The sequence below is a fragment of the Azospirillum sp. NS33 genome (genome assembly GCF_059703765.1).
Window position 1 is genome coordinate 34,649 of record NZ_BAAKJB010000046.1, and the last position, 13,560, is coordinate 48,208.

General features: G+C 73.9%; 9 protein-coding genes. 3 read left to right on the forward strand and 6 right to left on the reverse strand.

Features of this window, described 5'->3' with window-relative positions; genetic code table 11:
- Positions 1 to 25 precede the first annotated feature (25 nt).
- From AC6H2I_RS27430 to AC6H2I_RS27455, 6 genes are all read right to left on the reverse strand, one after another.
- Positions 26 to 1,258, reverse strand: coding sequence for a CaiB/BaiF CoA transferase family protein (locus tag AC6H2I_RS27430; RefSeq protein ID WP_497503957.1), 1,233 nt, complete (start codon positions 1,256 to 1,258; stop codon positions 26 to 28).
- A gap of 18 nt (positions 1,259 to 1,276) precedes the next feature.
- On the reverse strand, positions 1,277 to 2,059 hold the full coding sequence (locus tag AC6H2I_RS27435; RefSeq protein WP_497503958.1) for an enoyl-CoA hydratase/isomerase family protein: 783 nt from the start codon (positions 2,057 to 2,059) through the stop codon (positions 1,277 to 1,279).
- Positions 2,060 to 2,072: 13 nt separating this feature from the next.
- A complete protein-coding gene (locus AC6H2I_RS27440; RefSeq protein ID WP_497503959.1) occupies positions 2,073 to 3,353 on the reverse strand; it encodes a TRAP transporter large permease in 1,281 nt (426 codons plus the stop codon).
- Complete coding sequence (locus tag AC6H2I_RS27445) at positions 3,350 to 3,961, reverse strand: TRAP transporter small permease (protein ID WP_497503960.1); 612 nt, start codon at positions 3,959 to 3,961, stop codon at positions 3,350 to 3,352. Before AC6H2I_RS27445 ends, AC6H2I_RS27440 begins: the two co-directional genes overlap by 4 nt.
- A gap of 87 nt (positions 3,962 to 4,048) precedes the next feature.
- Entirely contained in the window at positions 4,049 to 5,023 is a 975-nt protein-coding gene (locus AC6H2I_RS27450) for a TRAP transporter substrate-binding protein (RefSeq protein WP_497503961.1), read from the reverse strand.
- 52 nt (positions 5,024 to 5,075) lie between these two features.
- Positions 5,076 to 6,281 carry a pyridoxal-phosphate-dependent aminotransferase family protein gene (locus AC6H2I_RS27455; RefSeq protein WP_497503962.1) on the reverse strand — a complete coding sequence of 402 codons (1,206 nt, stop codon included), beginning with the start codon at positions 6,279 to 6,281 and terminating at the stop codon, positions 5,076 to 5,078.
- 212 nt (positions 6,282 to 6,493) lie between these two features.
- On the opposite strand from AC6H2I_RS27455, the gene AC6H2I_RS27460 reads away from it, so the two are divergent.
- The 3 genes from AC6H2I_RS27460 to AC6H2I_RS27470 form a co-directional block, all read left to right on the forward strand.
- Positions 6,494 to 9,466, forward strand: a complete 2,973-nt coding sequence (locus AC6H2I_RS27460; protein WP_497503963.1) for an FAD-binding and (Fe-S)-binding domain-containing protein — start codon at positions 6,494 to 6,496, stop codon at positions 9,464 to 9,466.
- Positions 9,463 to 10,149, forward strand: a complete 687-nt coding sequence (locus AC6H2I_RS27465; RefSeq protein WP_497503964.1) for a GntR family transcriptional regulator — start codon at positions 9,463 to 9,465, stop codon at positions 10,147 to 10,149. Before AC6H2I_RS27460 ends, AC6H2I_RS27465 begins: the two co-directional genes overlap by 4 nt.
- A gap of 303 nt (positions 10,150 to 10,452) precedes the next feature.
- Positions 10,453 to 13,560, forward strand: a 3,108-nt coding sequence (locus AC6H2I_RS27470) for a CHAT domain-containing protein (RefSeq protein ID WP_497503965.1), incomplete at its 3' end; no start/stop codon positions are given.

Sequence of the window (13,560 nt, forward strand, 5' to 3'; positions counted from 1 at the left end):
GTCCTTATGGTTGGTTCCCTCCCTCTTAGCCGATCGCCCCCTCCTCGGCCAAGCGGTCGAGAGTCGCGGCGTCGAAACCCAGGTCCGCGAGGACGGCGCGGGTGTGCTCGCCCAGGGTCGGCGCGGCGTGGCGCACCGCGCCGGGGGTGCGCGAGAACTTCACCGGCAGGCCCAGCGTGCGCACGGCGCCGGCCGTCGGGTGCTCCACCTCCACCACCATGGCGCGGGCACGGGTGTGCGGGTGCTCGTGCATCTCGGCGATGCTCAGCACCGGGCCGGCCGGCACGCCCGCGGCCTCCAGCCGGGCCAGCCAGTCGGCGGTGCCGCGCTGGCGGAACACAGCACCCAGCAGCGGCTCCAGCGCCGCCAGGTGCTCCATGCGCCGGGCGTTGTCGGAAAAGCGCGGGTCCCCGGCCAGCTCCGGCGCCTCCAGGGCCGCCACCAGGCGCAGCCAGGTGGGCTGGGTCGCGGCCCCCACGGTGATCCAGCCGTCGGCGGTGGGAAAGGCCTGGTAGGGCGCGTTCAGGGGATGGGCGGAGCCGAGCGGCCCCGGACTCGCCCCGGTGGCGAAGCGGATGGCCGACTGCCAGTAGGTGTGGACGATGCCGGCCTCGAACAGCGAGGTGTCGACGGTCTGGCCCAGGCCGGTGCGCTGGCGCTCCACCAGGGCCGCCAGCACGCCCATGGCGGCGAGGATGCCGGCGGTGATGTCGGTGACCGGCGCCCCGACCTTCACCGGCGGCCGGCCCGGCCCCTCGCCGGTGACGCTCATCAGGCCGCTCATGCCCTGGGCCACCAGGTCGAAGCCACCCTGGTCGGCCAGCGGCCCGGTGCGCCCGAAACCCGAGATGGCGCAGACCACCAGGCGCGGGTTGAGCGCCTCCAGCACGTCCGGGCCGAAACCCAGGCGCTCCAGGGTGCCGCGGCGGTGGTTCTCGACCAGCACGTCGGCGTCGCGCAGCAGCCGGCGCAGCGCCTCGCGCCCGCCCTCGGTCTTGAGGTTGAGGGCGATGCCGCGCTTGTTGCGGTTCATCATCATGTAGGCGGCGGATTCGCCGGCGACGGTGGGCGGCACCATGCGGCGGCTGTCGTCGCCGCCCGGCAGCTTCTCCACCTTCAGCACGTCCGCGCCCATGTCGGCCAGCATCATGCCGCACACCGGCCCGGCCATGATGTGGGCGAGCTCCACCACCTTCACCCCGGCCAAGGGCCCGCCGGGCCCCGCGGCCAGCGGCCCGGCGGGCGTCGTTCCCGTCATGGATCCTCCTGGGGTTTCTCACCGTCCGACGAAGCGCGGCTTCTCCTTGGCCAGGAAGGCCCGGGTGCCGATGCGGAAATCCTCGGTGGCGTAGCAGGCGTAGCCGTCCTCGACCTCCCGCGCGCTCAGGGGCTCCGGGCGCTCCAGGCGGGCCAGGAAGGCCTTGTGCCAGCGCGCCACCAGCGGCGCCCCCTCGGCGATGCGCCGGGCGGTGGCGTAGGCCTCCGCCTCGACCTCGGCGTCGGCGACGACCCGGGTGACCAGCCCCTTCTCCTTGGCCTCGGCGGCCCCGAAGATGCGGCCCTCCAGCAGGATCTCCAGGGCCGCGGCCCGGCCGGCCAGGCGCAGCAGCCCCTCCAGTTCCGGATAGGCCATGACCAGGCCGAGGGACTTGATGGGGGCGCCGAAGCGGCTGGAGTCGCCGCAGACCCGCAGGTCGCACTGGGCGGCGATCTCCAGCCCGCCGCCGACGCAGACGCCCTGGATCAGCGCCACCACGGGATGGCGGCAGTCGCGGATCGCCGCCAGGGTGGCGTGCATGACCGCCCCGTAGGCGCGGGCCTGGTCGACGTCGGCGCGCTCCGTGGCGAACTCGGCGATGTCGTTGCCGGGGCTGAAGGCCTTCTCCCCGGCGCCCCGCAGGACGACGCAGCGCACCCCGTCGTCGGCGTCGAGTTCCGCCACCGCCGCGCCCAGCCGCCGCCACAGCGGCTTGGTCAGGGCGTTGAGGCGGTGCGGCCGGTTCAGGGTCAGGGTGACGATCCCGTCGGCACCGCGGCCGACCAGCAGCTCGTCGTCCATCGCGCGGACCTCCTCAGTAGACAAGGTTGACCAGGGCCAGCGAGATCTCCGGCACATAGGTGCAGATCGCCAGCACGAACAGCAGGGCGCCGATGAAGGGCAGGTTGACCTTGGTGGTCTCCCAGATGTCGGAGCGGGCGATGGAGCACGCCGCGATCAGCACGCTGGCCACCGGCGGCGTCTGCTGGCCGATGGCCAGGTTGAGCGTCACCACCAGGCCGAAATGCACGGGGTCGATGCCGACCTCGGTCACCAGCGGCATGACGATGGGCACCACCAGGATGATGGCCGCGGCCGAGTGCAGGAACATGCCCAGCAGCAGGAAGGCCACGTTCATCAGCGCCAGCACCGCGTACTTGTTGGTGGTCATGTCGGCGATCGAGCGGGCCAGCGCCTGGGGCAGCTGCGCCTCGGTGAGGAAGGTGCCGATCAGCGCCGAGGCGGCCACCAGCAGCATCACCACCGCCGTCTGCACGCCGCCGTCCAGGCAGGCGCGGTAGAGCGCCCGCAGGTCCAGCTCGCGGTAGATGACGATGGACACGAACAGGGCCGCGGCCACCGCCAGGCCGGCCCCCTCGGTCGCCGTGACGAAGCCGCCGAAGATGCCGCCCAGGATGATCACCGGCAGCAGGAAGGCCCAGGCGGCGTCCTTGAAGGTCTGCCACACCCGGCTCGCCTGGAACCGCTCCTCCACCGGGAAGCCGTAGCGCACCGCCTGGACGTAGGCCGCCAGGGCCAGGCCGACGGCCCCCAGCAGGCCCGGCAGGATGCCGGCCACGAACATCTTGACCACCGACGTCTCGGCCATCACGGCGTAGAGGATCATCGGGATCGACGGCGGGATGATGATGGCGAGGCTGGCCGCCGAGGAGCAGACGGCCGCCGCGAACTCCTTGGAGTAGCCGCGCGCCCGCATGGCCGGGATCAGGATGGTGCCGAGCGCCGCCACCCCGGCCACCGCCGAGCCGGAGATCTCCGCGAAGAACATGGAGGCGGCGATGGCCACCATGGACAGGCCGCCGCGCACGAAGCCGAACAGGGCCGAGGCGAAGGCGACGAGCCGGCGCGAGATCGACGACGCGTTCATCACCGCGCCGGCCAGGATGAACAGGGGGATCGCCAGGAGGGGGAAGTTGGTGGCGCCGTCGAACATGACCAGCGCCACGTTGGGCAGCATGTCCGCGCCCTGCACCAGGACGATCGCCATCATGGCGACCATGCCCAGCGCCACGGCGATGGGAACGTTGAGCAGGACCAGGGCGAACAGGCCGCCCAGCATGTAGCCGATGGTCATGTCCGCTGCCCTCCCTGCAGCATGCCGGCGCGCGGCGCGGCGGCCGACGGCGGCGCGGCGGCGGCGGGGCGGGCCGCCGGGCGGCCGGCGCCGTCGCCCAGCGCCTCCTCGATCTCGTGATCGGCGAAGCCGGCGCCGCGGGCGTCGCGCAGCACCCTGGGCAGGCGCAGCGCCTCGGCCAGCATGAACAGCACGGCGCCGACCGGGATCACCGACTGGGACAGCTGCAGCGGCACCCAGGGCAGGCTGACCAGGGTGTCGCCCTCCAGCACCACCAGCACCTGCCATCCGGTCCAGGCGAGCACGGTGAAGAACACGAAGACGCAGGCCTCGGCGAACAGCGTGGCGGCCAGACGCAGCCCGGGCGGGAAGGCGTTGACGACACCGGGAAAGCCGATGTGGGCGCCCTTCAGGGCGGCCAGCGCGGCGCCGTAGTAGGTCAGCCAGGCCAGCCCGACCGACGCGACCTCGTCGTACCAGACCAGCGCGCTGCCGGCGTAGCGGAAGACGAATCCGGCGATGATCAGCAGGGTGAGGGCGGCGACGAGCAGGACGACGATCATTTCCAGCAGCCGCTCGAAGCCGGCACGCAGGGACTCCAGGGTCACGGGCGCGATCCTCTCAGGCGATGGGGCAGGCAGGGGGGCGGGGGGTGGGCGGGGGGGTGCCGCGCCGGCCCCCCGCGCCCGGCCGGGTCACGACTTCTTGGCGAGGCCCAGGGCCTTGTCGATCAGCGCCTTGCCGTCCGGCACCTCGGTCGAGAAGTCCTTGTAGACGCCGGTGCTGGCGTCGATGAAGGCCTGCTTGTCGACCTCGTTCACCGCCATGCCCGCCTCCTTCAGCTTGCCCAGCAGCTCCTCGTCCAGGCCGGCGGCGATCTCGTAGACCGTGGGCTGGACGGCGCGCGCGGCCTCGGCCAGCGCCGTCTGGACCGCGGGATCGAGACGGCTCCAGCTCCGCCCGGCGGTGAGGTAGGCCGGGGTGTAGACGTGGCCGGACAGCGACAGGTACTTCTGCACCTCCTGGAAGCGCGAGGGATAGATCTGCGCGAACGGGTTCTCCTGGCCGTCCATGACGCCGGTCTGCAGCGCCACGAACACCTCCGAGAGCGCCAGCGGGCTGGGGTTGGCCCCGTAGGCCTGGAACATCTTCACCCGCCACACCCCCTTGGGGGTGCGCAGCTTGATGCCCTGGAGGTCGGCCGGCTTGACGATGGCGCGCCGGTTGTTGGTGATGTGGCGGAAGCCGTTCTCCCAGACCCCGAGGATGCGGTAGCCGTCCTTTTCCGCCAGGGGCGCCAGGATCGGCATGACGATCTCGTCGCGGATGCGCGCCATGTGCTCGCGATCCTGGACGAGGTAGGGCATCTCGAACAGCCCGAAGGCCGGCACCTCCGACGACATCACGGTCGACGGCAGCGCCAGGTCGATGGTGCCCAGCTTCAGCTTCTTCAGCATCTCGGAATCGCCGCCGAGCTGGCTGGAGCCGTAGACCACCACCTTGGCGGTGTCGCCCAGCTTCTCGTTGGCGACCTTGGCGAAGGCCTGGGCGGAGCGGTCGAACAGCGAGCCCGGCTCGCCGACGTGGCCGAGCTTGATCTCGGTCTGGGCGGCGGCGCTCCCCGCCGCCAACGTGCCGGCGATCAACGCCGTGGCCAACAGTTTCAGCATGGTCCTTTCCTCCCTTTATGGTTCGTTGTCTTCGGCGGCGCGGCCGCCCCCCCTACTCCGCCGCCGCGGACGCCGCCGCGGGCTGGCGGTTGCTGCCGTGCTCGAGATAGGCCATGGCCGCCTGCACGCCGCCGGCCCGGTGCGGGATGCCCGACGCCGCCAGCGCCATCTCGACGCCGGCCAGCGTGCCGGCCAGCGTCAGGTCGTTGAAGTCGCCGAGGTGGCCGATGCGGAACACCCGGCCGGCCAGCCGGCCCAGCCCCGTCCCCAGGGACAGGTCGAAGCGCTCCAGCGCGATCCGGCGGAAGACGTCGGCGTCGTGGCCCTCGGGCACCACCACGGCGGTCAGCGAGCTGGAATACTCCTCCGCATCCGCCGCCAGCACCTCCAGCCCCCAGCCGGCCACGGCGCGCCGGGTCGCCTCGGCGTGGCGGTCGTGGCGGGCGAAGACGTTGGCCAGCCCCTCCTCCATCAGCATGGCCACCGCCTCGTGCAGGCCATAGAGCAGGTTGGTGGCGGGGGTGTAGGGGAAGAAGCCGCCGGCGTTGGCCTTCAGCATGTCCTCCCAGTCCCAGTAGGAGCGCGGCAGGCGGTTGCTCCGGCTGGCCGCCAGCGCCTTCTCCGACACCGCGTTGAAGCCCAGCCCCGGCGGCAGCATCAGCCCCTTCTGGGAGCCGGCGACGGTGACGTCCACCCCCCACGCGTCGTGGCGGTAGTCGATGGACCCCAGCGAGGAGATGGTGTCCACCAGCAGCAGCGCGGGGTGGCCGGCGGCGTCGATGGCGCGGCGCACCAGCGGCACCCGGCTGGCCACCCCGGTGGAGGTCTCGTTGTGGACCACCATCACCGCCTTGATGGCGTGGCCGCGGTCCTCGGCCAGCCGCCCCTCCACCACCGCGGGGTCGACGCCGTGGCGCCAGTCGCCGGGCACGAACTCGCACTCGATGCCGAACTTGCCCGCCAGGTTGCGCCACAAGGTGGCGAAATGGCCGGTCTCGAACATCAGCACCCGGTCCCCGGGGGAGAGCGTGTTGACGATGCACGCCTCCCACGCCCCGGTGCCCGAGGAGGGGTAGATCACCACCGGCCCCTTGGTGGCGAACACCGGGCGGATCTCCTCCAGCAGGGCGGCGCCCAGGCGCTGGAACTCCGGCCCGCGGTGGTCGATGGTCGGCCGGTCCATGGCCCGCAGCACGCGGTCGGGCACGTTGGTCGGGCCGGGGATCTGCAGGAAATGCCGTCCGCTGCGATGGGCCATCGCGGTGGGTCCTCCCCGAATGTTTGTTTGTGTTGCTGATCTTTATTTTGCATGCAAAACGCAAAACGGCAACCGCGAAATGGCCCCCCGCCCCACGGAGATCGGCCTATGCCATTGGTCTGAGCCGCCGCCCCGGGTCCGGCCGTTGCATCTTGCATGCAAACTGCTACGCTGATCATCCGCCCACCCAACCGTCATTCCGGAGAGGACCGATGCCGCTCGACGCCCGCCCCGCCCGCCGCTTCGCCGCCGCCGCCGGCCGGATCGGCGACAGCGCGCTCGCCGGCCGGCTGCGCGGCGCGGTGCACGGCGAGGTGCTGTTCGACGCCTTCGCGCGCGGCCGCTACAGCACCGATGCCTCGATCTACCAGGTCGAGCCGGTGGGGATTCTGGTGCCCCGCGACGACGCCGACGTGGCCGCCGCCCTGGCGATCTGCGCCGAGGAGGACGTGCCGGTGCTGCCGCGCGGCGGCGGCACCTCCCAATGCGGCCAGACGGTGGGCACGGCGCTGGTGGTCGACACCTCGCGCCACATGAACCGGGTGCTGTCGGTGGACGCCACGGCGCGCACCGCGGTGGTGCAGCCGGGCATCGTGCTGGACACCCTGAACCGTCACCTCAAGCCGTTCGGCCTGTGGTACCCGGTCGACGTCTCCACCTCGGCCCAGGCGACCATCGGCGGCATGGCCGGCAACAACTCCTGCGGCACCCGGTCGCTGCGCTACGGCAACATGGTGGACAACGTCCGCGCCATCGACGCCCGGCTGGCCGACGGCACGGCGCTGCGCCTGGTCGGCGGGCACGCCCCGGCCGAGGCCGCGGCACCCGGCCGCCACGCCGCGCTGGAGGCGGCGATGGCCGCCCTGCACGCCCGCGAGGCCGGGGAGATCGCCGCGCGATTCCCCGCGGTGCAGCGCCGGGTCGGCGGCTACAACCTGGACCGGCTGGGCGGGCCGCGGCCCGACCTCGCCCGGCTGCTGGTGGGGTCGGAGGGCACGCTGGCCTTCTTCGAGCGCATCGAGCTGGCGCTCGCCCCCCTGCCCCGCCACAAGGTGCTGGGGGTGTGCCACTTTCCGACCTTCCGCAAGGCCATGGAATCGGCCGCCCCCATCGTCGCCCTGAAGCCCGCGGCGGTGGAGCTGGTGGACGCCACGATGATCCGCCTGGGGCGCGACATCCCGCTGTTCCGCGCCACCATGGACCTTGCGGTGACGGGCGAGCCGGAGGCGCTGCTGCTGGTGGAGTTCGCCGGCGACGACCGCGACGCGGAGATCGCCAACCTCGCCGCGCTGGTCGAGCTGATGGCCGACCTCGGCCTGCCGGGCGGGGTCGTCGAGGCCGTCGACCCCGCCTTCCAGGCGGCCATCTGGGAGGTCCGCAAGGCCGGCCTCAACATCATGATGTCCATGCGCACCGAGGGCAAGCCGGTCTCCTTCATCGAGGACTGCGCGGTGCCGCTGGCGCATCTGGCCGACTACACCGAGCGCCTCAGCGCGGTGTTCGCCAGGCACGGCACCCGGGGCACCTGGTACGCCCACGCCTCGGAGGGCTGCCTGCACGTGCGCCCGGTGCTGAACCTGAAGCAGGAGCTGGGGGCGCGCACCATGCGGGCGATCGCCGAGGAGGCCTTCGCCATGGTGCGCGAGTACAAGGGCTCCCACTCCGGCGAGCACGGCGACGGGCTGGTCCGCTCGGAGTTCCACGAGGCCATGTACGGCCCGCGCCTGACCGCCGCCTTCGGCGCCGTCAAGGCGGCCTTCGACCCCACCGGCCTGTTCAACCCCGGCAAGATCGTCGACCCGCCGCGCATGGACGACCGCAGCCTGTTCCGCTTCAAGCCCGGCTACGCCGGGCTGCCGGTCGAGACGGCGCTGGACTGGTCGGCCTGGCCCGGCGGGTTCCTGGGGGCGGCGGAGATGTGCAACAACAACGGCGCCTGCCGCAAGGCCGAGCCCGGGGTGATGTGCCCGTCCTTCCGCGCCACCGGCGAGGAGGTGCACGTCACCCGCGGCCGCGCCAACGCGCTGCGCCTGGCGCTGAGCGGCCAGCTCGGCGCCGACGCCCTGACCTCCGAGGCCATGCGCGCCACCATGGACCTGTGCCTGGGCTGCAAGGGGTGCCGGCGCGAGTGCCCGACCGGCGTCGACATGGCCCGCATGAAGGTCGAGGTGCTGCACCAGATCCGGCGCCGCCACGGCCTCTCCCTGCGCGACCGGCTGGTCGCCCACCTGCCGCGCTACGCGCCGCTGGCGTCGCGGCTGGGCCGCCTGCTCGCCCTGCGCGACCGGGTGCCGGGGGCGGCGGCGCTGGCGGAACGGCTGACCGGCCTGACGGCGCGGCGCGCCCTGCCGCGCTGGCACCCCGCGCCGCTGCGCGACGACGAGGCGGCGCCGGCGGGCGGCACGGGACCCCGCGGCGGCGAGGTCGTCCTGCTGGCCGACTGCTTCAACCGCTGGTTCGAGGCCGACAACACCCGCGCCGCGCTCACGGTGCTGGCGGCCGCCGGCTGCACCGTCCACATCGCGACACCGGCCGACGGCGGGCGGCCGCTGTGCTGCGGGCGCACCTACCTGGCGTCCGGCATGGTCGACGCGGCGCGGGCCGAGCAGCGCCGGCTGCTGGCCGCCGTGCTGCCCCACGTGCGGCGCGGCGTGCCGGTGGTCGGGCTGGAGCCGTCCTGCCTCTTGACCCTGCGCGACGAGCTGGCGGCGGTGCTGCCCGGCCCCGACGCCGACGCGGTGGCGGCCCAGGCCCTGCTGCTGGAGGAGTTCCTCGACCGCGAGCGCGCGGCCGGGCGCCTGGCGCTGCCCCTGAAGCGCCTTCCGTACCGCCGTGCGCTGCTGCATGGTCACTGCCACCAGAAGGCGTTCGGCGCCATGGGCGCGGTGGAGCGGGTGCTGGGGCTGGTTCCGGGATTGACGGTGGAGACGGTCAAGGCCACCTGCTGCGGCATGGCCGGGGCCTTCGGCTACCAGGCGGAGCATTACGAGGTGTCGATGGCGGTGGGCGAGCTGGACGTGCTGCCGGCGGTGCGCAAGGCCGGGCCGGACGACGTGGTGGTGGCCGACGGCACCAGCTGCCGCCACCAGATCGCCCATGGCGCGGGGCGCGAGGCGGTGCACGTCGCGGTGCTGCTGGCCCGGGCCCTGGACGGGGCCGGGACCGGGGGGGAGGACGCACGGTGACCCGCATCGTCCGGCCCAGCCTGCACGTGGAGGCGGTGGCCCGCCTGCGCGACCTCATCGTCGAGGGAACCCTGCGCCCCGGCGAGCGCCTGAACGAGCGGGAGCTGTGCGAGCAGTTCGGGATCTCCCGCACGCCGTTGCGCGAAGCCCTCAAGGTGATGGCCAACGAGGGGCTGGTGGTGCTGCTGCCCAACCGCGGCGCCCGCGTCACCCGCCTGACCCGGCGCGACATCCAGGACATGTTCCACGTCATGGGCGCCCTGGAGGCGCTGTCGGGGGAGCTGGCCTGCCAGCGCGTGTCGGAGGCGGCGGTGGCCGAGATCCAGGCCCTGCACTACGAGATGCTGGCGGCCCACGCGCGGCGCGACCGGCGCGAGTACTTCCGCCTGAACCAGGCGATCCACGCCGCCATCCTGGCGGCCGCCGACAACCCCGTGCTGTCGACCATGTACGCCACCCTGTCGACCCGCATCCGGCGGGTGCGCTACATGGCCAACATGGGGCACGAGCGCTGGGACCAGGCGGTGCGCGAGCACGAGCAGATCCTCGACGCCCTGACCCGCCGCGACGCGCCCCGCCTGGCCGCCGAGCTGCGCGCCCATCTGGAGCACAAATGCGCGGTGGTCCTGGCCTCGCCGGGCATCGACGCCGAGGTCGAGGAGGCGGCGACGGCGGCGGAGTGACCCGGGGGCAGAGTGACCCGGGGGCAGAGTGACCCGGGGGCAGAGTGACTGGGGGACGGAGTGACCCCGGGGGACCACCGACGCGGCGCACCGACACGGCTGCGGAACGGCGCCGTCCGCCACCGGCCGGACGGTGGTGCCGACCCGCGCCGCCGACGGCCGATCCCGATCGGCCGCGAGGCGCTGGCGCGGCGGGCGCGCGGCGCCCACGGCACGTGACAGAGGAACCGTGCCGCCCTATGCTTTTCTCCGGTTGTCCGCGCCCCCGGCGCCGGCACGGGACGGGAGAGGAGGCTGGCGCCCATGCCCCGCATGCGCATCGACCGGATCGGCGACGCCCTCCGGTGCCAGGACCTGGACGACCCGCACGCCACCGTCGACAAGCCCCTGGGCGCCGGCGGCACGGCGCGGCTGGCCGCCTGGGCCCGGGCCTACGACGCCGCGGTCCGTGCGAACGCCGACGACGGCCGGCTGGCGGCCATCGGCGCGGAGATCGCCGCCCTGCTGAACCACGGCGACGGCTGGCTCGATCGCCGCCTCGACGCGGGCGCCGGCCCGGTGTCGCTCGACGTGGCGGCACCGCTGCGGCCGGACGCCGGCGCCCAGGCCCTGCTCGACCTGCCGTGGGAGGTGCTGGCGCCGGGCGGCGCGCTGCTGGCGGCCGACGCGGTGCGCCCCTTCCTGGTCGCCCGCCGGCTGGGATCCCCGGCAACGCCCGAGCCGCCGGCCCACGGCGACATCGCGGTGCTGTTCATGGCGGCCGAGGTGGATGGACAGCGGCCGCTCGATCACGAGTGGGAGGAGGTCGCCTTCCTGGAGGCGACCCGCGACCTCAACGCCCATCTCGCGGTGGAGGAAAGCGGCAGCCTCACCGGGCTGGAGCTGCGGCTGCGCCAGGGCGGGCGCCGCGACGTCGTGCACCTGACGGGGCACGGGGACATCGGGGCGGATGGCCCGGTCCTGCTGCTGGAGACGCCGGAGGGTGGCGAGGACCGGGTCGGCGCCGGAAAACTCTGCGAGGCGTTCGGGGATTCGGCGCGTCAGCCACGGCTGGTGTTCCTGTCCGCCTGCCGCACCGCCGAGCCGGGCCGGTCCGGCGCCGCCCCCTTTACCCAGGACCTGGTGCGGGCGGGGGTGGCCAACGCCCTGGGCTGGGACGGGTCGGTGCAGGACGCCGACGCCACCCGCTTCGCCGCCGTGTTCTACCGGGAACTGGCCGGTGGGCAGAGCGTCGTCCACGCCGCCGCCCGGGCCCGCCGGACGCTGCTGACCGAACGCCCGGCCGCCGACACGGCCGCCGGCCGCCACTGGCATCTGGCGCGGGTGTGGCTGGGACCCCAGGGCGGTGGGGCGCTGTGTGACCCGGACCGGCCGACCCGGCCGTTTCCGCCGCGCGCCGACAAGGCCTATCTCGACAAGCGAGGGGAACGGGTGCCGGTGGCGACGCCGGACCAGTTCGTCGGCCGCCGCCGCTCCATCCAGGCCGCACTGCGCGCCTGGACCCGGGGAACGGCCGGCGTGTTGGTGCAGGGCATGGGCAACCTCGGCAAGTCCAGCCTTGCCGAACGCATCGCCAACCGCCACGAGCACCACGCGGTGGTGGTGGTCTTCGAGACCTACGACGCCCACAGCGTGTTCCGTGCCCTGGTGGACGCCCTGCCCGGGGACCGGCAGCGCGAGGCGGTCGCCACCCACGCGGCGGTGGTGATGGCATCGCCCGACGCCCTGAAGCCGGTGCTGCAGGACTGGCTGAGGGGGCCGTTCTCGGGCACCGGCGGCACCCGGCCGATCCTGCTGATCGTCGACGACCTGGAGCGCATCCTGGCGGACCCGAAACGGGGGGAGGACGCCACCCCCTTCGCCACGCCGGAGCACGCCGCGGCGATGGCCGCGGTGATCGCGGCCTTCCGCGACGCCGGCCGCGCCACCCGCTCCCGTCTGCTGATCACCAGCCGCTACGGCTTCGTGCTGACCGACGCCCGCGGCGACGATCTGGCGGCGCGGCTGACCGCGATCCCGTTGCCGCCGATGGACGAGGCCCAACGGACCAAGCAGATGCGCACCGCCGAACGGCTCGCCGGCCAGGGCGGCGCCCCCCGGCGCGGCGCCGAGGGCCAGGACGCCGCGGTGGCGGCGCTGAAGGCGCGAATCGCCAAGGCGGCCGGCGGCAATCCCGGCCTTCAGGAGATCCTGACCCGGCCGCTGCTGTCCCCCGCGGACGCCGCGGCGGGACTGGACGCGGCGACGCGGGCGGTCGCCGCGGTGGAGGGCTGGCTCGCCAGCGGCCGGGAGGCGGCGGACGGCAGCGCCGCCGCGGAGTTCTTCGAACGGGTGTCGCTTGAGGCCTTCCGCGACACCTTGACCCCAAGCGAGACAGCCCAGCTGTCCGCCGCCACCCTGTTCCGCCTGCCGGTGCCGGTCGCGGCGCTGGTCGCGGTGGGGCGGGCCGCCGGCGTCGCCGCGCCGGAGCGCGCCGTCGACCGCCTCCAGGGGCTGGGGCTGCTGGACCGCTACGGCGCCGGCCGCGACGGGCTGGAGGCCGCCGTCAACCCGCTGGCCCGGCCGCTGGCGCCGCCGCTCGCCGCGGTGGACGAGAGGACGCTGGGCACGGCGGCGGTCCCGCCGCTGCGCGCGGCCTGGCTGTCCGACGGCAAGGCCCCGCCGGTGCACCCGCGCAGCGCCGAGCTGGCGCGGCTGGCCGTGCTGGCCGGCGGGCCGGCGGATCTCGTCGCCGCGGCCGCGCTGGCCGGCGGCACCCACCTGTTCCACGAGGCGCTGGCGGCGAGCGAGGCGTGGTCCCTGCTGTCGGACGCGCTGGGCCTTCTGGACGGCGCCGCCACGCCGCCGGGCCTGCCGCTGCTGCGGCTCGCCGCCCAATGCGCCGGGCGCCTCGGCCACGGCGCGGCGCAGGACGCGTTGCTGCGGCGCGCCGTGGCGGTGACCGACGGCGATCCCGGCGTCCGGGCGATGGCGGCGGCAGACTGGGCGGACCGCCTCGCCCAAAGGGGCGCGACCCACGACGCGGAACGGCTGCTCCTGAAAGCCGCCATGCAGTTCGAAGCCCTGGGAATGGCGCGCGAACGCGCCGTCACCATGGGCAAGATCGCCGACATCCTCTCACAACGGGGACAGACCGAAGAGGCCCTGCGCATCCGACGCGACGAGCAACTCCCCGTCTACGAACGCCTGGGCGACGTGCGTTCGCGCGCCGTCACCATGGGCCAGATCGCCGACATCCTCTCACAAAGGGGACAGACCGAAGAGGCCCTGCGCATCCGACGCGACGAGGAACTCCCCGTCTACGAACGCCTGGGCGACGTGCGTTCGCGCGCCGTCACCATGGGCAAGATCGCCGACATCCTCTCACAAAGGGGACAGACCGAAGAGGCCCTGCGCATCCGACGCGACGAG

What these genes read in the sequence shown, in the direction of transcription:
- AC6H2I_RS27430 (WP_497503957.1), bottom strand. Translation starts at nt 1,258, where the DNA reads ATGACGGGAACGACGCCCGCCGGGCCGCTGGCCGCGGGGCCCGGCGGG.
- AC6H2I_RS27435 (WP_497503958.1), bottom strand. Translation starts at nt 2,059, where the DNA reads ATGGACGACGAGCTGCTGGTCGGCCGCGGTGCCGACGGGATCGTCACC.
- AC6H2I_RS27440 (WP_497503959.1), bottom strand. Translation starts at nt 3,353, where the DNA reads ATGACCATCGGCTACATGCTGGGCGGCCTGTTCGCCCTGGTCCTGCTC.
- AC6H2I_RS27450 (WP_497503961.1), bottom strand. Translation starts at nt 5,023, where the DNA reads ATGCTGAAACTGTTGGCCACGGCGTTGATCGCCGGCACGTTGGCGGCG.
- AC6H2I_RS27455 (WP_497503962.1), bottom strand. Translation starts at nt 6,281, where the DNA reads ATGGCCCATCGCAGCGGACGGCATTTCCTGCAGATCCCCGGCCCGACC.
- AC6H2I_RS27460 (WP_497503963.1), top strand. Translation starts at nt 6,494, where the DNA reads ATGCCGCTCGACGCCCGCCCCGCCCGCCGCTTCGCCGCCGCCGCCGGC.